The sequence below is a fragment of the Endozoicomonas sp. PH6C genome (assembly GCF_059322965.1).
The window spans coordinates 7,053,411-7,072,977 of the sequence record NZ_CP185342.1; the positions used below are offsets into that span (position 1 = coordinate 7,053,411).

19 protein-coding genes are annotated in these 19,567 nt (G+C 45.8%); 6 read left to right on the forward strand and 13 right to left on the reverse strand.

Annotation, left to right across the window (positions count from 1 at the left end; translation table 11 throughout):
* The first annotated feature begins 42 nt into the window (after window positions 1-42).
* Window positions 43-1,320: an IS4 family transposase gene (locus ACOMG9_RS25155; protein WP_494530405.1), complete on the forward strand. Its 1,278-nt coding sequence runs from the start codon at window positions 43-45 to the stop codon at window positions 1,318-1,320.
* Between the two features lie 8 nt (window positions 1,321-1,328).
* Here ACOMG9_RS25155 and ACOMG9_RS25160 read toward each other — a convergent pair whose 3' ends face one another.
* From ACOMG9_RS25160 to ACOMG9_RS25215, 12 genes are all read right to left on the reverse strand, one after another.
* Window positions 1,329-1,559: an F-box protein gene (locus ACOMG9_RS25160; RefSeq protein WP_494529584.1), complete on the reverse strand. Its 231-nt coding sequence runs from the start codon at window positions 1,557-1,559 to the stop codon at window positions 1,329-1,331.
* A gap of 149 nt (window positions 1,560-1,708) precedes the next feature.
* Window positions 1,709-1,972: a hypothetical protein gene (locus ACOMG9_RS25165; protein ID WP_448214991.1), complete on the reverse strand. Its 264-nt coding sequence runs from the start codon at window positions 1,970-1,972 to the stop codon at window positions 1,709-1,711.
* Complete coding sequence (locus ACOMG9_RS25170) at window positions 1,939-2,391, reverse strand: WD40 repeat domain-containing protein (protein ID WP_448214990.1); 453 nt, start codon at window positions 2,389-2,391, stop codon at window positions 1,939-1,941. Before ACOMG9_RS25170 ends, ACOMG9_RS25165 begins: the two co-directional genes overlap by 34 nt.
* Before the next feature lie 384 nt (window positions 2,392-2,775).
* Window positions 2,776-3,867 carry a hypothetical protein gene (locus ACOMG9_RS25175; RefSeq protein ID WP_448218676.1) on the reverse strand — a complete coding sequence of 364 codons (1,092 nt, stop codon included), beginning with the start codon at window positions 3,865-3,867 and terminating at the stop codon, window positions 2,776-2,778.
* The gene (locus ACOMG9_RS25180) at window positions 3,770-4,174 is read right to left on the reverse strand and encodes an F-box protein (protein ID WP_448214989.1); all 405 of its coding nucleotides are present in this window, start codon (window positions 4,172-4,174) and stop codon (window positions 3,770-3,772) included. The genes ACOMG9_RS25175 and ACOMG9_RS25180 overlap by 98 nt, the downstream gene beginning before the upstream one ends.
* Before the next feature lie 201 nt (window positions 4,175-4,375).
* Window positions 4,376-5,755 (reverse strand): hypothetical protein, encoded by a 1,380-nt coding sequence (locus ACOMG9_RS25185; protein WP_448214988.1) that lies wholly within the window; start codon window positions 5,753-5,755, stop codon window positions 4,376-4,378.
* A 131-nt stretch (window positions 5,756-5,886) separates the two neighbouring features.
* Window positions 5,887-6,309 carry a hypothetical protein gene (locus tag ACOMG9_RS25190; protein ID WP_448214987.1) on the reverse strand — a complete coding sequence of 141 codons (423 nt, stop codon included), beginning with the start codon at window positions 6,307-6,309 and terminating at the stop codon, window positions 5,887-5,889.
* 42 nt (window positions 6,310-6,351) lie between these two features.
* Complete coding sequence (locus tag ACOMG9_RS25195) at window positions 6,352-8,013, reverse strand: F-box/WD repeat-containing protein (protein ID WP_494529585.1); 1,662 nt, start codon at window positions 8,011-8,013, stop codon at window positions 6,352-6,354.
* A 138-nt stretch (window positions 8,014-8,151) separates the two neighbouring features.
* Entirely contained in the window at window positions 8,152-9,936 is a 1,785-nt protein-coding gene (locus ACOMG9_RS25200) for an F-box/WD repeat-containing protein (RefSeq protein WP_448218687.1), read from the reverse strand.
* Between the two features lie 109 nt (window positions 9,937-10,045).
* A complete protein-coding gene (locus ACOMG9_RS25205; RefSeq protein WP_494529586.1) occupies window positions 10,046-11,713 on the reverse strand; it encodes an F-box/WD repeat-containing protein in 1,668 nt (555 codons plus the stop codon).
* A gap of 138 nt (window positions 11,714-11,851) precedes the next feature.
* Window positions 11,852-13,510, reverse strand: coding sequence for an F-box/WD repeat-containing protein (locus tag ACOMG9_RS25210; RefSeq protein WP_494529587.1), 1,659 nt, complete (start codon window positions 13,508-13,510; stop codon window positions 11,852-11,854).
* Between the two features lie 427 nt (window positions 13,511-13,937).
* Window positions 13,938-15,728: an F-box/WD repeat-containing protein gene (locus ACOMG9_RS25215; RefSeq protein WP_494529588.1), complete on the reverse strand. Its 1,791-nt coding sequence runs from the start codon at window positions 15,726-15,728 to the stop codon at window positions 13,938-13,940.
* A gap of 331 nt (window positions 15,729-16,059) precedes the next feature.
* On the opposite strand from ACOMG9_RS25215, the gene ACOMG9_RS25220 reads away from it, so the two are divergent.
* On the forward strand, window positions 16,060-16,365 hold the full coding sequence (locus tag ACOMG9_RS25220) for a hypothetical protein (RefSeq protein WP_494529589.1): 306 nt from the start codon (window positions 16,060-16,062) through the stop codon (window positions 16,363-16,365).
* 203 nt (window positions 16,366-16,568) lie between these two features.
* On the forward strand, window positions 16,569-17,702 hold the full coding sequence (locus ACOMG9_RS25225; protein ID WP_494529590.1) for an RNA-guided endonuclease InsQ/TnpB family protein: 1,134 nt from the start codon (window positions 16,569-16,571) through the stop codon (window positions 17,700-17,702).
* Between the two features lie 69 nt (window positions 17,703-17,771).
* On the opposite strand, the gene ACOMG9_RS25230 is transcribed toward ACOMG9_RS25225, so the two are convergent.
* Window positions 17,772-17,978 (reverse strand): hypothetical protein, encoded by a 207-nt coding sequence (locus ACOMG9_RS25230; protein WP_317144466.1) that lies wholly within the window; start codon window positions 17,976-17,978, stop codon window positions 17,772-17,774.
* Window positions 17,979-18,046: 68 nt separating this feature from the next.
* Here ACOMG9_RS25230 and ACOMG9_RS25235 point away from each other — a divergent pair, with 68 nt between their 5' ends.
* The 3 genes from ACOMG9_RS25235 to ACOMG9_RS25245 are packed head-to-tail and all read left to right on the forward strand — an operon-like array spanning window position 18,047 to window position 19,489.
* Window positions 18,047-18,673, forward strand: a complete 627-nt coding sequence (locus ACOMG9_RS25235; RefSeq protein WP_448218878.1) for a glutathione S-transferase family protein — start codon at window positions 18,047-18,049, stop codon at window positions 18,671-18,673.
* Window positions 18,657-18,797, forward strand: a complete 141-nt coding sequence (locus tag ACOMG9_RS25240; RefSeq protein WP_494529591.1) for a hypothetical protein — start codon at window positions 18,657-18,659, stop codon at window positions 18,795-18,797. Before ACOMG9_RS25235 ends, ACOMG9_RS25240 begins: the two co-directional genes overlap by 17 nt.
* Before the next feature lie 5 nt (window positions 18,798-18,802).
* Window positions 18,803-19,489 carry a class I SAM-dependent DNA methyltransferase gene (locus ACOMG9_RS25245; RefSeq protein ID WP_448218693.1) on the forward strand — a complete coding sequence of 229 codons (687 nt, stop codon included), beginning with the start codon at window positions 18,803-18,805 and terminating at the stop codon, window positions 19,487-19,489.
* Window positions 19,490-19,567 lie beyond the last annotated feature (78 nt).

A 19,567-nucleotide genomic window follows, 5' to 3' on the forward strand; every position in this document is an offset into this window, starting at 1 on the left:
CAAGATGAGTATCGCAAATAGTAGACTAGTTCAAAAAAACTGCTGACGTGTTTCGACCGGTCTGAACTTCTCAGTATGGCGGAACAGCTTGGTTTTACTATACGACAGCGAGATATCCGCCCCTTGGACTTTATCCTTTCACTGATTGATGCCCTTGCTGGTGATGGAAACTGCGATACTCAAGCCGATCTCCACCGTAAATTTAATGAGTTGACGGGGCTGAATGTCTCCTATCGTTCCTGGGCAAATCAAGCTAAAAAAGACGCGATGCCTGCTCTTGTCCTCTGGCTATGGGTGCAGTGTCTGGAAGTCTTTACCCGCAAAGTCATGGCGTTTGATGAGGACAGTCCATTTTCAGAGTTCGAGCACATTCTGATTCATGACGGCTCATCGCAGGCTGTCTACAATGCCCTAAAGGAAACATTTCCCGGCAGGTTCTCAACGGTCAGTCCTGCTGCTGTAGAACTTCATACGACAATGGATCTTCTTACCAACAATCTGGTGCGCGTGCAGCTCACTGAAGATACCCGTTCAGAAAGAGACTGTCTGCCACCACTGCCAACCTCCATGGCTAATATCCTGATGCTGATCGATGCCGGTTATTTTGAGTTGGAACGCTTTGCTGCCATTGATGATCGGGAAGGTTCTTTTATCTGCAAGGCACCTCAGAGTATCAACCCGACGATACTCAGCGCAGTACGGGAGGATGGCAAAAATCTGAATCGCTACAAAGGGAAAAAACTTAAGGAAGTGTTGTCTGGCTTCCCTAAAGATCAATGCCTCGACCTGGATGTAGAATGGCCAGGATTCAAAGCCTGGCCATATCGTTTGGTTGTCCGCTGGAATGACAGGAAACTGAAATGGGTATTCGTTGTAAGCAACCTTAACCGGGTTGAGTTCACCCTGAATGAAGTACTTCAGGCCTATCGTCTACGATGGCAAATAGAGCTTATCTTCAAAGAGACCAAGTCCTATTCAGGGTGGCATCGTTTTAACACTAAATCAGCGACACTGGTGTTTAGCCTGATTCTGATGTCCTTCGTGGTTGTGACGTTGAAAAGGTATCTTGCCCATGCTGCACAGGCGAACCTCTATGAAAGTGGAGCCATTGAAGAAATCTCGACGCATAAGGCGATGAAAAGTGGAACCCGACTGTTTGGTAATGTCATTTTATCCCTTATGAATGCAGGAAAGTCTCTGCTCTCACATACAAGGAAGCTGCTCAACTTCTGGGCAGATAATGCGAAACGTGAACACCCTGCACGAGATGGTTGTTCAGGGCGTACAAGATTAGGTCTTTGTGCTGTGGGTGGGGCTTAATGTCTACCTTAAGAATATCGGCATACTTTTGCTAAACGGGTAATCTCTCGTAAACCCAGACAGCGGATAATCTTTAACTGTGTTAATTCCGGCAAATCTAAAAGCGGAGAGTTATTGTTGTAATAAGGCGTAACGTCCCTACCAGTACAGACAGCCGTTGCAGCTTCCTTCAGTCGATTTCGCCTGGGTGTTGGCGGGAGTGGTTCCTGTATCCCGGAATGGCTGTTAATTGGGTTCATCCCTGATTGCTCCTTAGCTCCAAAGTCAGTCTTTATCCACAGTTAAAAGGGACATTTAAAATGGATTTGATCCGTTGGACTCGGTTTTACAATGGAAGTTCAAAACATTGCAGTCACTTGGACTAAGCAAAAATACGCTCATTCGATCATCAATCTTTCTTCCGAAGTTCACTGATTCTCAGCGGGTATTCGTGACAGATGGCCATCACATGTCGGCTATCGGCGCTGAAGCTGGCTTTGGTGAATCGTATTCTGTTGCGAACGGCTGTTTTTTGCAGCCATGATCCATTGGCCTGCTGGCCATAGATTTTTACAGCATCATGAAAAGTACTGTAAATTGCCAGGTGACGGCCATCAGCGCTGAGCTTGGCCGATTTGATCAAAAATGCATGGATAGTGTCCTCCACTTCCATAATCCATCGTCCCCGCGACGGATAATTTTCGCCGAATCACTTCTGCCGACGGTCACCACACGGAGGCTATCAGCACTGAAGGTGGCAGAAGCGATCTCATGCTCGTGGGAAATGCAGGCTTTTTCTTCCCATGATTCATTGTCTTCCAGACCGCAGATTTTTGCCTTGCCATCCCAACTGCCTGTGACCAGATAGCGGCCATCGGGGCTAAAAATGACTGAAGAAGCAGGACGATTATGGGTAATGGTGGCTTTTTTTTGCCATGATCCATTGGTCTCCCGGAAGTAGATTTTCGCTGTTTTATCGCGACTGGCGGTTGCCAGATGTTGGCCATCGGGACTGAAAGTGGCATGGTAGATAAGATCATTACGGGTGATTTTGAGTTTTTCCACTAACTCAAATTCTTTACTTTGAGACATCAGTTTACCGTTGTTGAAAAGTAACTGAACAGGAAAATAAATACTCTTTCGTTGTTCAATCAGCGACTTGACAGTGCCCTTATTAGCAAAAGGCTGCAACCAATCACGGAGTTGTTGCTCATCTTTTGTCGTGAGGGTGGTTTTTAGTTGCTGAAAATGCGTTGAAGGAAACCGACGATACCAGGCTCGTTCCAGAGCTTTATGGGTAAAATTAAGAGCTATTTCTGTTTTCAGGAACCCGTGTTGGATGTCCGCTTGTTGCAGCAGGCAAACAACGCCAGCAATGCTCTGGTGCTCACATCCGATGAGTTGACAAAAATTGCCCAGGAATTTTTGAGCACTGTGAATTTGGATTCGCTGTGTGACTTATTGGAGACGAGATTATTATTGCGGCATCGATGACCATCCGCCGACGGGAAGATTACGATTAACCCGATGTGCGTGATGCAAGCAGGATAATCGAAAATCGTCGTCACGCTGAATATACGTATTGGGGGTCATAAAAAAGTGTAAAGATAAATCGGCATTTTGCTCGTTTTCAGCGACTGTATTCATAATGGCTGTGAGTGCATTCATTAAATGATGTTGATTGATAGGCTGTGGCAGGGTTCCCAATAACAGATGCATATCCGTAGACTCTTTCTGCTCGTATGGACACGTAGTGAGGGCTGCTGGAATAATAGCGGCAAGCATTACCGGTGAGGCTGTGGCAGCGGCAGCCTGATTGCCCTCATCTGTCGCCGTTTGAGTAACGATCAGCTGTATCATATTCCCGTCCCGAATAGCCTGAAAAACAGGAGTAAGATTCATCGTCATTGCAGAGTTGTGAAACTCAGCAGTGAGCAGGTGATGCATTCCCATAGCTGACAGGTCCGCCCATTGAGACAGGTCTACTGTCTCGGCTCTTTGACGAGTCAAAGCTTCTGCCCTTTCATGAATTGGATTCTTTATTATTATTGCCGGTTCAGCTCCTGCATCGAGTACTGCTAAATGCAATTTTTGCAAAAAATGCAACTGCTTTTGCTTTCGCTTTACCATCTTCCGTAGCTTTTGCAGACGATCTTCCTCCTGGAACTCAAATCCCAGCGGATAAGCCAAACCCATGAGACGGGCATTTTCTACCAGTTCACGAGCAATGATCACAGCCAATGCCCAGGCAGCTGCATCACCATCTCCCCGCTCAATAGTATCAATAAACGAGCTTCTGAATTGATATCGACTAATCCACTCATCATTTTCATTCTTGACCATCGACAAGACCCTATAGTTGAGCGGATAAGCATCGGGAAAAGGCGTCACAGAGTTGGTTGCTCCGGCAGACTTCCCGGAATCGCAGGTTCGGCAGAACGTTTGCCCGTCCTTACCGGGCTCATTCTCTTTACCGCAATGCTTGCAGGGGGTAGCCAGCACTTGCACGCTGAATAACAAAACAGATACAAAGACCCATCTCAATGGATGAATTAAATAACGATGCATATCTCAATTCGCCATTAATAAGAAAAACGAATACGAGCATAGACAAAAATGTTGCACTGCCAGCATTTTGTCTAACAAGATCGTGAAAATATCGGCATACCTTTGCTAAACGGGTAATCTCTCGAAAACCCAAATAGCGAATAATCAACGATTTTGTTTCGTAGGGTAAACGGAGGAATGGCGATTGGTTATAGACATTGACGTCCCTGCTTGCACAGACGCCCGTTGCGCCTTCCTCCAGTCGAGCTCCCCTGGGTGGTGGCGGGAGTGAACCCTCATTGTTGTAATTGTTGTTCAGAGGGTTCACGCCTGACTCATTCAAAACCCCAAAGTTAGCAAAATCGCCTTAAACCCTCGCCTGACAGGGCTGGGAGTGTCACAGCGAAATCTTTACCGCAGAGCGCCAATAGATCAAAGAGCTGATTTCACGAATTTGGAAAGAAAATTTCGGGGCCGATCCGTTAAAATCTGATCAAAACAACCAGGTGGAGGTCTCCTGCTTGAATGCTTAATGCCACCAAGTGAAATCATGTCCATGAGAATAATACTTGAGTAACTGCATTCCAACGAGACTGTGTGCTTCTCTGTAATATGGGTCTGGATTAGCACATTTACCATCTGGCTTTTCATGGAGGTCTATAATGCTGACTCTCTTTGAGGCGCCCCTATAAAAAACGTCTTTAGAATGATCTGCTACAAAAAAACAACTATTATCACCTTTCCAGGAAACTCCTTTGTCAATGCGTAATAGATAATTGAATTTAGATGAAATATGTGCAATCTGGTTTGATAGATGTTTGAAATTAGATTCTGCTTCACCACTTAAAATATAGTCAAATAGATTTTTCGCTTTGTCTGAAGACCATGTTATTGTTCTACCTGTATTATGGTAAGGAAAGTCAGAGAAAAATGACCTGTGTCTGGTTAAAATCGATTTATCATCATCAAATAATTTATCTGCATCGCAATCTTTTATACCGTAGAGTGGCAGGGTCTCTGACAATGTTGGTTGAGTAAACATGCCATGGCTAGCTATTATATAAGGTGGTTTCGATAGCCATTGATTATCAATGTCTGAATAAAACAAAAAATTGGTTCCGAGTTTTTCAAAACGATTAGCCAGATTAATTTTGTTTTCAGATTTAGCCTTATCTATACAAAAGTTTATAGTCTTGGTAATGTGTTGAGATACAACAATTCTGATGCAATCCATAAACATGAAACCCATATATGCAGTATGCCAATCTAATTCCTTGGGAAATTTTAACTGCAGGTCTGTTTCAAGAGAGATACATAAGATATTATCATGATCTTTGAAACTGGCTTTCATCTCATTGATTTGGGATTCTTTAAGCGCCTTGTCAGAAAATACTATAAACAGTGGGATATCATTTTTACTGAGTTCGGTTCCTTCTTTCAATATTCTTTGGACATAATTCAATCCGTTAAATCTTTCAGGATTATTTTTGCCATCAAATATGGTGGTGCCATGCAGCGCTGCCCATGTATGAAATACTGGACATGGAGGACATACCTTCAAATCCATAGCAGTAGCTTTCTCTAATGTATCTATGCCTGAAAACTTTAAGCTATCAGCGATATTTCTCCAGGATAATTCATCAATTGAATCAAAATAAGTTCGGTCGAGAGTGAAGACGATGTTTTTCGCAAGGTGGACGTAGAAATCATCATTGTCTTTTTCGTTCATAACCGGAGAAATGCATCTTGATGAAAGATCCTTAGTCCCAAAATAATTTCCTGTGTGTTCTACTGCGCAAGGAAGATACTTTATATCATCCTTTTTTACAGATGGACTCTCTTGCTCCATTTTGGACTGCGTTAGAGTATTTGCCCCTGGCGGTACAATTGGTTTTACTACTTGATACATGTCCTTTTCCCTTTTCCCTTTTCCCTTTTCCCTTATTAGGCTGTTAAGAATCTAAAATGCTCACATTAGCAAAACATAGCCCTAAAGATCTTTTTAGTACCAAATAATTGCTAACAAATGTGTAATAATGGCTAACAAAAAATTTCCGAGAAATGTACGCAGGGCGTATTTGTGTGAAGAACAGATCGCTTGAGCTCGTTGGCAGTCAACACACCGAGGCCATCGACGCTGAAGGTGGCTGTGCTTAAATTGAAGGAATGAGTAATTTTGGCTTTTTCCGCTAACTTGAATTTTTTACATTCAGACATCAGTTTACTGTTGCTGAAAAGTAACTGAACAGGAAAATAAGAACTCTTTCTTTGTTTTATGAGTGACTCGATAGTTTCTGAATTTGCAAACGTCTGCAACCAATCACGGAGCTGTTGCTCGTCTTTTGTCTTAATTGCGGCCTTTAGTTGATAAAGGTGTGGTGAAGGAAAGACGCCCGTTGGTGCTTCCTCCAGTTGATGCTGCACAGGTGTTGGGTTGGAGTCGGTTTTATAGTGGAAGTTCAAAAAAGATTGAGGTCAGTGGAACTAATACCCATCATTCGATTATCAATTCTTCTTCCGAAGTTCAGTGATTCTCACCGTGTTATCTTTACAGACGGTCATCACATTTCGGCTGTCGGGGCTGAAACCGGCTGCGGTGAGTTCTGTCTCTTTTTGAATAACGGCTTTTTTCAGCCATGACCCGTTGGTCTCGAGACCATAAATTTTCACTACACCATCGACACTGGCGGTCAACACATGGCAAGCATCGGCACTAAAGGTGGCTGAGACGACCTCACCCGGATGGACAATGCGGGCTTTTAGTGCCCATGATCCATCGGCCTGCAGGCTGCTGATTTTCGCTATGGCATCACTGGTGGTCACCACATGCTGGCAATCGGCACTGAAGTTGGTTGAGGTGACCTCCTCAGGGTGTTCAATGCAGGCTTTTTCTTCCCAAGATCCAGCACTCTGGCTATGGATTTTCGCCTTACCATCATTACAGGCGGTCACCACATGGCGGCAGTTGGCGCTGAAGTTGGCTGATTTGATCAACATTTCATATTTTATCGTGCCCATTTCTTTCCACGATCCATCAGCTTGCAGGTTATAGATTATTGTCGCGTGATTACGATGAGTGCTGAGGACCAGATGGCAGCTATCGACACTGAAGTTGGCCAGGAAGACAGGGGCCTTTAGTTGGATGGTAGATGTTACTTCCCACAATCCCGCAGCCAACTGGCCATGAATTTCTACAACGTGATCCATTGAATTAAGAATTATCATGTGACGGCCATCGGGGCTGAGCTTGGCCGAAGTGATCCAATTTCTATAAAAAGTCTCCTCTACTTCCCATGACCCATTGCCCCTTCGACCAACGAGTTTCACCGTGTTATAGGAACTGTGGGTCACCACACGGCGGCTATCAGCACTGAAAGTGGCTGAATTGAGGAAATTCTTATGGGAAATGCAGGCCTTTTCTTCCCAGGATCTATGATCATCCAGACCATAGATTTTCGCTGTGCCATCGCGACAGACGGTGACCATGTAACGGCCATCGGGGCTGAAGCTGGCTGACAAGACCACACGATTATGGGTAATGGTGGCTTTCTCTTCCCATGATCCATTGGCCTCCCAGCAGTAGATTTTTGCCGTGTGATCGCTACTGGCGGTTACCAGATGCTGGCCATCGGGGCTGAAACTGGCTTCATAGACTCGACCACTATGGGTAATTTCGAGCGTTTCCACTAACTTAAATTCTCTGCACAGAGACATTAATTGACTGTTGGTGAAAAGTAACTGGACAGGGAAATGAATATTCTTTCGGTGTTCAATGAGCGACTCGACAGTGCCCTTATTAGCAAACGGCGCCAACCAATCACGGAGCTGTTGCTCATCTTTTGTCTTAATGGCAGCCTTTAGTTGATATAGATGATGTGGTGAAGGAAACCGGCGATTCCATGCTCTTCCCAAAGCGTTATGGTGTTTAACAAGATTGCGAAAATATCGGCATACTTTTGCTAAACGGGTAATCTCTCGCAAACCCAAACAGCGAATAATCTTTAACTGTGTTAATTCCGGCAAATCTAAAAGCGGAGAGTTATTGTCGTAATAAGGAGTAACGTCCCTGCCTTTACAGACAACGGTTGCAGCTTCCTTCAGTCGATTTCGCTTGGGTGTTGGCGGGTGTGGTTCCTGTATCCCGGAATGGCTGTTAATTGGGTTCATCCCTGATTGCTCCATAGTTCCAAAGTCAGTCTTTATCCACAGTTAAAAGGGACATTTAAAATGGATCTGATCCGTTGGACTCGGTTTTACAATGGAAGTTCAAAACATTGCGTAAGCAAAAATACGCTCATTCGATCATCAATCTTTCTTCCGAAGTTCAGTGATTCTCACCTTGTTATCTGCGCTGACAGTCAACACATGTCGGCTATCGGCGCTGAAGGTGGCTGATTCAACAGAAAACTCGTGTCGAATGGTGGCTTTTTCTACCCATGAACCATCGGTCCACAAGCCATAAACTTTCGCCGTGCGATCGCAACTGGCGGTCACTACAAGGCAACCATCGGCACTGAAGGTGGCTGAACAGACGTAACCTTTGTGGACAATAGTGGCTTGTTTTTCCCATGATCCGTCAGTCTTCCGGCCATAGATTCTTGCCTTTTTATTGTCGACGGTGGTCAGCAAACGGAGGCCATCGGCACTGAAGTCGGCTGAGATGATGTCGCTTTTGTGAGAAAGGATGGCTTCTTTTACCCATGATCCGGGGGGCTCCAGGCCGAAGATTTTCATCGTTTTATCATTAGAGATGGTCAGCAGGCGGCGGCCATTGGCGCTGAATGTGGTTGAGAAGACACCCGTATTAAGAATTGTGACTGTTTCTTGCCATGAACCATCGTCCTGCAGGTCACATATTTTAAGCGTCTTAAGGACACCTTTGGTTATCAGATGGCGGCCATCGGCACTGAAACGAGCTGAGTGGACAGGAACATCATGAGTCATGGTGGTATTTATTTCCCATGACCCATTGGCTTCCTGACTATAGATTTCCACAGTATTGTCTTTACCACTGATCATCAGATGACGGCAATTGGGACTGAATCTGGGCAATATGAGCTCACCGTTATGAATCATGGTGGCTTCTGCTTTCCATGAGCCATTGTCCTTCTGACCATAGAGTGTGACAATGCCAGATACACTGAGGATCAATAAATAACGACCATCGTCGTTTAGTTGGGCAAATTTGATCGAATCATTATGGTAATTAGTGTATTTTTCTTGCCATGATGTATCAGTCTCCAGACCATAGATTCTCAGCGTTTTATCGGTGCTGGCGGTCAACATTTGGCGCCCATCAGCAGTGAATCTGGCAAATTTGACCAGACCATTGCCAGAAATGGTGGCTTTTGGTTTCCATGAGCCATTGTCCTCCCGGCCATAAATTTCCCCCTTGTTACGACTGGCGACCACCAGATTGCGGCTATCTGGGCTGAAAGTGACGATGTAGAACCGACGATTATGGGAAATGATGCCTTTTGGTTTCCATGAGCCATTGTCCTCCTTAGCAAAGATTTTCGCTGTATTATCACGACTGGCAGTTACCAGATGCTGGCCATCGGAGCTGAAACTGGCATTGTAGACAATATCACCACGGGTAATTTCGGCTTTTTCCACTGACTCAAATTCTTTACATAGCGACATCAGTTTACTGTTGGTGAAAAGTAACTGAACAGGAAAATAAGTATTCTTACGTTGTTCAATGAGGGGCTCTATAGTGCCCTTATTAGCAAATGGCTCTAACCAGTCACGGAGTTGTTGCTCATCTTTTGTTTTAATGCTGGTCTTTAGTTGATATAGATGGGATGAAGGAAACCGGCGATTCCATGCTCTTCCTAAAGCGTTAACCTGTTTAACAAGATTGCGAAAATATCGGCATACCTTTGCTAAACGGGTAATCTCTCGAAAACCCAGGCAGCGAATAATTTGCAAATGAGTTAATTCGGGCAAATCTAAAAACGGAGAGTTATTGTTGTGATACAGAGTAACGTCCCTGCCCGCACTGACGCCCGTTGATGCTGCCTCCATTTGAGGTTGCACAGGTGTCGGTGAGGCTCTGTTTATGCTGGAATTGCTGTTAATTGGGTTCATCCCTCATTGCTCCGTAACTCCAAAGTCAATATTTATTGTTAACTGGAAAGGACATTTAAAATGGATTCAGTCAGTAGGACTCGGTTTTATGATGAAAGTTCATTGATCATCAATCCTTTTTCCGAAGTTCAGTGATCCTCACTTTGTTATCCATACTGACGGTCACCACATTTCGGCTATCGGCGCTGAAACTGGCTGCGGTGAATTTTGTCTCTTTTTGAATGACGGCTTTTTGCAGCCATGACCCGTCAGCCTCCAGACCATAAATCTTCACTTTACCATCGTCACTGGCGGTCACCACGTGGCAAGCGTCGGCACTGAAGGTGGCTGAGACGACCTGATCATTATGGACAATGCTGGCTTTTAGTGCCCATGATCCATCGGTCTGCAGGCTATTGATTTGCGCCGTGGCATCATAACTATTGGTTACCACATGCTGGCAATCGGCACTGAAGCTTGCCGACCTCACCCCCCCGGAGTGGACAATGCAGGCTTTTTCTTTCCATGATCCAGCACTCTGGCTATAGATCTTTGCCGTATTATCCCTACTGGCGGTCACCAGGTGGCGGCAGTCGGCGCTGAAGTTGGCTGATTGGATCAAATCATCATGTTTGATCGTGCCCATTTTTTTCCATGATCCATCAGCCTGCAGGTCATAGATTATTGCCGCAGGAGCAAATGTGCTGATGACCAGATGGCAGCTATCGGCGCTGAATTTGACCCGGTCGCTTCCATCCTCTAGCTGAATGGTGGATGTTACTGCCCATAATCCAGCGGCCAACTGACTCTGGATTTCTATAACGCGATACCCGGGAGTATGAATGATCAGGTGACGGCCATCGGGGCTGAGCTTGGCCGAAGTGATCCAATTTTTTTGAAGAGTGTCCTCCAATTCCCATGATCCATTGTCCCCCCGACCAGTAATTTTCAGCAAAGCATCATTACCATAACCGACAGTCAACACACGGCGGCCATCAGCACAGAAGGTGGCTGAAGTGATGTATGTCTCGTGGGAAATGGAGGCTTTTTCTTCCCACGATCCATCGTCCTCCAGACCATAGATTTTCACTGTGCCGCGATGAGCGGCGATTACCAGATAGCGGCCATCGGGGCTGAAGGTGGCTGATATCACCCAATATTCATGGGTGGTAATAACGGCTTTTTCTTCCCATGAGCCATTGGGCTCACGGCTGTAGATTTTCGCTGTTGTATCGCGACTGGCGGTTGCCAGATGTTGGCCATCGGGGCTTAAAGTGGCTTGGTAGACACGACCTCCATGGGTAATTTCGAGTTTTTCCACTAACTCAAATTCTTTACATAGCGACATCAGTTTGCTGTTGTTGAAAAGGAGCTGAACAGAAAAATGAATGTTCTTTCCTTGTTCCATGAGCAACCCGATAGTGCCCTTATCAGCAAACGGCTCCAACCAATCACGGAGTTGTTGCTGATCTTTTGTCTCAATGGTGGACCTTAGTTGATATTGCTGTGGTGAAGGAAAACGGCGATACCAGGCTCTTTCCAGAGCTCTACCTTGATTAACAAGATCACGAAAATACCGGCATACCCTTGCGAAACGGGTAATCTCTCGAAAACCCAGACAGCGAATAATCTTTAATTGTGTTAATTCGGGCAAATCGAAGAATGGCGAGTTATTGTTGTGATATAGAGTGACGTCCCTACCCGCACTGACGCCCGTTGGTGCTTGCTCCAGTTGAGGTTCTTCAGATGTTGACGACAGTAGTTCGTTAATACCCGAGCTGCTTTTTACAGGGTTCACGACCGTTTCCTTTGTATTGCCAAAGTCAGTATTTATCCTCAATTTAAAAGGACATTTAGAATGGATTCGATCCGTTGGACTCGCTTTTACAATGGAAGTTCAAAATATTGCGTAAGCAAAAATACGCTTATTGGATCATTAATTCTTCTTCCATAGTTCAGTGATTCTCAGCGAGTATTCGTGACCGATGGCCGCCACATTTCGGCTATCGGCGCTGAAGCAGGCTGCGTTGAATCGTATACTGTTATGAACGGCGGTTTTTTGCAGCCATGATCCATCGGCCTGCTGGCCAAGGATTCTCACCATACCATCGTCACTGTACGTCACCAGATGACAAGCGTCGGAACTGAAGGCGGCTGAGAGGATCTTATCCTTATGGACAATGTTGGCTTTTGGTTGCCATGAGCCGTCGGTTTGCAGGCTATGGATTTTTGCTGTGGCATCATCACCGATGGTCAAGACATGCTGGCAATCGGCACTGAAGCTTGCCGATTTGACCCCCCCATGGTGGACAATGCAGGCTTTTTGTTCCCATGATCCAGCATTCTGACTATAGATTTTCGCCGTACCATCATCACTGGCGGTCATCAAATGGAGGCTGTCAGGGCTGAAGTTAGCTGATTTGATCGACTGATCATGTTCAATCGAACCCATTTCTTTCCATGATCCATCAGCCTGCAGGTCAAAGATTATCGCTGTGTGAGCGTAAGTTGTGATGACCAGATGGCAGCTATCGGCACTCAAGTTGCCCGTGCGGATATTAAACCTGAAATTAATAGTGGATGTTACTACCCATGATCCGGCGGCTGACTGGCCATAGACTTCTAAAACATCATCCAGAGAACCGAAAACTACCAGGTGACGGCCATCGGAGCTGAGCTTGGCCGAATAGACCCGTTCGTCATGAATAGTGTCCTCTACCTGCCATGATCCATTGTCTTCCCGGTGGATGATTTTCACCGAATCTCTTAAACCGACGGTCACCACACGGCGGCCATCGGCACTGAATTTGGCTGAATTGAGCATATTCTCGTGGGAAATGCAGGCTTTTTCTTTCCATGATCCATCGTCTTCCAGACCGTAGATTTTTGCCTTGCCATCCCAACCGGCTGTGACCAGATAGCGGCCATCGGGGCTAAAAATGACTGAATCAACAGTATGATCATGGCTAATGGTGGCTTTTTTTTGCCATGATCCATTGGTCTGCAGGGAGTAAATTTTCGCTGATTTATCACGACTGGCAGTTGCCAGATGCTGGCCATCGAGACTTAAACTGGCGTGGTAGACAGTATCATCATGTCTAATTACGGCTTTTTCCACTAACTCAAATTCTTTACTTTGAGACATCAGTTTACTGTTGGTGAAAAGTAACTGAACAGGGAAATAAATATTCTTGCGTCGTTCAATGAGCGACTCGACAGTGCCCGTATTAGCCATTGGCTTAAACCAATCACGGAGTTGTTGCTCATCTTTTGTCTTAATAGTGGTTTTTAGCTGATATAGGTAGGGTGAAGGAAACCGGCGATTCCATGCTCTTCCCAAAGCGTTATTTTCTTTAACAAAATCATGAAAATATCGGCATACCTCTGCTAAACGGGTAATATCTCGAAAACCCAAACAGCGAATAATCTTTAATTGTGTTAATTCGGGTAAATGTAAAAACGGTGAGTTATTGTTGTGATATAGAGTAACGTCCCTATCTGCACTGATACCCGCTGGTGCCTCCTCCGGTTGAGGCTGCAAAGGCGTTGGCGAGGGTGGTTCGTGTAAGCTGGAATTGCTGTTGATAGGGATCATCCCTGATTGCTCCGTAACTTCAAAGTCAGTATTTATCCTCACATAGAAAGGATATTTAAAATGGATTCGATCACTTGGACCCGGTTTTATAATGGAAGTTCAAAATATTGAGGTCAGTGAAACCAAGAAAAAACAGGCCATGATCCGGAAAAATAACAGAAAGAAACTTTTTCATTGAAAGCTCAGAGTAAAAATTGCAACAGGGTTTTAAATAGAATGCTGTTTTTTATACCAATCGTATTTTCTAACTCCCGCAATGAGCATGGAGATTTGAGCCTTAAGACAAGGCGGCGTGAGGAGTCATAGCCTTAGCTATGGCGACGATCGCCAACGCAGGATTAAGGCTCAAATCTTCAGCGCAATAGGGAGTTAGAAAGTTCGATTGGTATTACTCGGCTCTGTGCAAAAAAGTATGCCCATTCGATCATCAATCCTTCTTCTGAAGTTCAGTGATTCTCACCTTGCTATGTGAGGTGGTGGTCAACACATGTCGACTATCGGCGCTGAAGGTGGCTGAGACGACTGCACTGTTGTGTTGAATGGTGGCTTTTTCTAGCCATGACCCATCGGTCCAAAGACCATAAACTTTCGCTGTGTAATCGTCACTGGCGGTCACCACAAGGCAACCATCGGCACTGAATCTCGCTGATCGGATGCAAATTTCGTGGACAATAGTGGTTTTTATCTTCCATGACCCGTCAGCCTCCCGGCCGTAGATTTTCGCTGTTTTACCATGGCTGGTGGTCACCAAATGTTGGCCATCGTCGCTGAAGTTGGCTGAGAAGATCGTCTCATCATGTTGAATGATTGCTTCTTTTACCCATGATCCAGTGGGCTGCTGGCCATAGATTTTCGCTGTTTTATTGTCACTCGTGATCAGATGGCGACCATTGGCGCTGAACTTGATTGGTTGGGCAAAATCATCATGAGAAACCGTAGTCATCTCTTTCCATGATCCATTGCCCTGCAGGTCACATATTTTCACCGTGTTATCGTAACTGGAGGTTACAAGATGGTGGCAATCGGGGCTAAAAGTGGTTGATGCGACAATATCATCATGAGTAATGGTGGCTTTTACTTCCCACGAGCCAACGGCCTTCTGACCATAGATTTTCACAGTTTTATTTTTACCGTAGATCACCAGATGACGGCCATCCGGGCTGAAGTCGAAGCTTTTTTTGCGATAACGCTTATAAGCAATGGTGTCTCTTAATTCCAATGATCCATCGTCCTTCTGACCATAGATTGTCAAAGAGTTAGAATTATTGTCGACTAACAGATTACGGCTGTCGGCGCTGAAGCTGGCGAACCTGATCGGAGCATTATGGTTAATAATGTATTTTGGCTCCCATGATCCATCGGTCATCTGGCTATAGATTTTCAGCGTATTATCCTTACTGACAGTCAACGCATGGCGACCATCAGCACTGAAGGTGGCTAAGATGACCAAACCATGATGGGAAATGGTGGCTTTTGCTTTCCATAATCCATCCTCACCAATACCATGGATTTTCGCCTCAATACCACTGCTGATCACCAGATCGCGACCATCGGGGCTGAAGTTGGCTGAGAGGATCGTATCCTGAAGAGAAATGCTGGCTTTTACTCGCCATGATCCATCGGTCTCCTGGTCACAGATCTTCAATGTATCATCCAAACTGGCGGTCAATAAGCGGCGGCTATCGGCACTTAAAGTGGCCATGCAGATATCGTCATGATGGGTGACTTCGGCTTTTGCCTTTAAGTTAAATATTTCACATTGAGACATCAGTTTACTGATGGTGAAAAGGAGCTGAACAGGAAAATAAGTCCTTCCTCGTTGTTTTAAAAGTGACTCGACAGTGTCCTTATTCGCAAAAGACTCCAACCAATCACGGAGTTGTTGCTCATCTTTTGTCTTAACGATGCTCTTTAGTTGATCTTGGTGACGCGGAGAGAGCCGACGAAACCAGGCTTTTTCCAAGGCTAAATCATTTTTTACAAGCGCGTGAAGACGTTTGCATACCCTTGCTAAACGGGTAATCTCTCGAAAACTCAAACAGTCAATAATTTTGGAATGTACTAAATCGGGCAGATCGATGAATGGAGAGTTAAGGTTGTAGTACGGAGTGACCTCCCTGCCTGCACTGACACCCTTTGGTGCCTCCTCCAGCGGAATTTGCAAAGGTGTTGGCGAGAGTGGTTCGTGTAGGTTGGAATTGCTGTCGATAGGGTTCATTCCTGATTGTCCCGTAACTTCAAAGTTAGTATTTATCCCGGCTTGGGAAGGGCATTTAAAATGGATCAGATCTGTTGGACCCGGCTTTATGGTGGAAGTTCAAAAAATATTGAGGTCAGAATAATGAAAGGCACGACTTATAAACGACTGTCCATACTGCCCGATCTGCCCCAACCCCTGTCGCACTGTCTCGGTAATCTGCCGCATTCAGGTTTTCAGCGGCAGTTGATCCTCGGCACTGGCCGCAGGGGCAATCAGGCCAGGCGGTTTGTTGTTAAAGTCATCCATGGTCCAGGCTTGTGCCTCTTCCATCGGTTAAAAGGAGCTGAATGTGTCGGAAACGCTGTTCAACGTACTGAAAAACATCGGCATCAGTGAGGAGCTGGCGGCAAAAGTCAGTGCCTCCCTGGACCCGGACTACAACGCCAGCAAGAAAGACGTGCTCATCATGCAAGAAGCCATCTTGCAGCACCGGGCACACTTCAATCAAAAAATGGCCGACATGAGAGCCGAGTCTGACGCTCGCTTCAAAGAACAGAAAGCCGAGTCAAACGCCCGCAAAGCCGAATCAGACGCTCGCTACTACGGAGTGAAAATGGACAACATCTTTTGGCAGGCCGGTATTACCTTGAGCTGATTAGGAATGTGCTGAGGGTTTGATTACCTGGCTCATTCGGCAACGGGGTGCCTTATATAGGGTACAGAACAATTTCTTTACCTGGACCTGCGTAAAGCATCGCCCAATCGGGCGGTGATATAAGCAACAAGCCCGTGTAGGGCTTGCAGAACCGGAAGCTTTAATTATTTACAGGTGCTTATCGTTTCTGTAATATCCCTGCCATGAAAACTAAACGTGCCTACAAAGAACGATTCTACCCAACGCCGGAACAGGAAATGCTTCTTGCCCAGTCGTTTGGTTGCGCCCGTTTTGTCTATAACAACACCCTCCGTTTTCGCACTGATGCCTACTACAAAGACGGGCAATCTATCTCCCATTCCGAGGCAGAAAAACGGCTTGTGTCGCTCAAGACAGAGTTCCCATTTCTGGCAGATGTATCCAGTGTCATCCTGCAACAAACACTCAGGGATCAGCAGGAAGCCTTCAAGAACTTTTGGGCTGGCAGGGCGAAATACCCCAAGTTCAAAAAAAGACATTCAAGACAAAGTATGCGGCTGACAAAGGCTGCTTTCAGCGTTAAAAACGGCCACCTGTTTATAGCCAAAAGCAAAGAGCCTCTGAACATCCGCTGGAGCAGAGAACTGTCTTCTGAGCCTTCCAGTTTAACTATCAGCAAAGATCGGGCAGGCCGGTACTTTGTTTCTATGTTGTGCGAATTTGAAGCTAAAGCAATGCCTATTAGAAATAAGACAGTGGGCATTGATTTAGGCTTAAATGATCTGTTCATCACTTCAGACGGTGAAAAATCCGGTAATCCAAGGCACACCAAACGCTACGAGCGAAAGCTCGCCTACCTTCAGCGTCAGTTGTCGAAAAAGCAGAAAGGCAGCAGCAACAGAGCTAAAGCAAAGCTCAAGGTTGCTCGCATTCATGCAAAAATTGCCGATTGCCGGATGGATGCTACTCACAAGGCATCCCGCGAATTTATAGACGAGAACCAAGTTGTTTGCGTAGAGTCTCTGAACGTGAAGGGTATGATTCAAAATCCAAAGCTGGCCAAGCACATAGCCGATGCAAACTGGGGAGAATTTGTCCGACAGTTGCAATACAAGGCGGAGTGGGCAGAAAGAAAGGTTGTTCAGATTGACCGGTTCTTTCCAAGCACCAAGCGCTGCTCCGGCTGCGGGTTTGTCCATGAAAGCTTGCCGTTGTCTATTCGTGAATGGGAGTGTCCAGAGTGCCGCACTCATCACGACCGGGACATTAATGCAGCAAAGAATATCAAAACCGCCGGGCTGGCGGGGTTAGCCTGTGGAGCGACTGGAACGGGGATGGCTGCGAAAGCAACCATCTAGGGAAGGCGTGACGAAGCAGGAAGGTTCTTGGAGCGATCTAAGAACCCTCGCCCGATAGGGCGGGGAGTGTCAGCCATTTCCAGCTTCTTTCTTGGGGAGATTTGGATTTACCCGCTTAAAGCGTTTGAGTTGTTCTTCGGACAAAGGTTGTGCATCAGGGTCTTCCAATGCAGCCTCATGAAGTTCTTCTTCGGTCATTTCATCGAGAGCTTTTTTATCTTTGTACACATCAAGTTTTTGCCCTTTTACGTAGTCTACAGAGACTGTTTTTCCCATTGCGATCACCATGATTTATCGAATGAGCGTAAAACCCCTTACTTTTAGAGGGTGTCAACAGTTTTAAAATCTGCCCATTTGTGCAACGCATTACCGGAATGCTGGAAGCCAAAAGTATTCCTTATGAAATCGAATACATCAGCCTGAGCGAAAAGCCCCGATGGTTTCTGGCTATTTCACCAAATGGCCAGGTACCTGTCATGGTCACTGAGAATGGCACAGCTTTGTTTGAATCCGATGCCATCGCCGAATACCTCGAAGAAGCTTATCCCCCATTGCTGCCTGGCTTGAGCGCAGAGCAGAAAGCACTGAATCGTGCCTGGAGCTACCTGGGCAGTAAACAGCCATTCTTCAACAGTGATTCTCTGGGCATGGTCGATCTGGCCTGGCTGCCCGTGTTGCATCGTGCCCATATCATTCAGGTGAACACAGGCTATGACTTCCTGGCTTTTTATCCTAAAACCAAAGCCTGGCAAAAAAGTCTGCTGGCGACCGGGCTGGCTGAAAAGAGTGTCTCCGATGACTTTATTGAAAAGTTCACAGGCTTTTATCTGTCTGAGGAAACCTTTCTTGGCCGCTGTGAACAGGGAGGGCAGTGCAATGCCTTTAATCTGGAAGAGTGCTGTATAGAAGCTGACTGCTGCAAGACAGAAGTTACGGCTTGTAAGGATTTCGTCAGTGGCTTCGGATGTTAAGCATGCGGGGCTGGTGGATCTCCTGTTTGAGTGGCATTCATTGGTGTTTGTTCGAATAGTGGCAATCGTTGTTCCTGATACACTTCTGGCCACAGAGAATAAGCGACAGAGAGTATCAGGATGAGCGAAATGTACGAAAAGTTCGCCAGGGAGTACGAAAAAGCCATTATCGATAATATCTACAATGGCCATCTGGAGCGTCCATCATTAATCGCCATGCTGCCCGAACTGGGCGTAAAAAGTGTTCTGGATCTGGGGTGTGGACCGGGCGTCTATGCAGAGTATTTGATCAACCAGGGGGCAAAGGTGACTGCGATTGATGCCTCGCTGGAAATGGTTGAGATCGTCAAAGAGAAGTTGGGTGATAACGTTAGAACTTATGCACAGGATATTTCTCTTGGGCTGCCAGAAGAAAAAGAAGCCAGTTATGATGTTATTATCTGTCCTCTGACCGTGCATTACATTGAAGACCTTAGTGTACTGTTCGGTGATGTTAAGCGCCTGCTGAAAAATGGCGGCGTATTTATCTTTTCTACCCATCACCCGATAGTGGATTTTGAAGTGTCACCTTCAGGCAATTACTTTCAAAGAGAACTGATCACGGAAGAGTGGGATACTGTAGGTCATCCTGTCGGAGTAAGCTTCTATCGTCGTTCACTGACAGAGTGGTTTGAGAGTCTGGCTGCAGCAGATCTGTGTGTCACTCACCTGTCAGAAGGAAAGCCGTCGGAGCGCATGAAGTCTCTCTGCGCCGAGAGCTATAAGAAGTTATCCACAACGCCTAACTTTATCTTTTTTAAGTGTGAGGTCAGGTAGGCACCTTTTTAAACTGCTCAATTCCAAAAGTCATTGCACATTTGAGCCAAGACTGAAACCATGGTCCGACCTTATAAA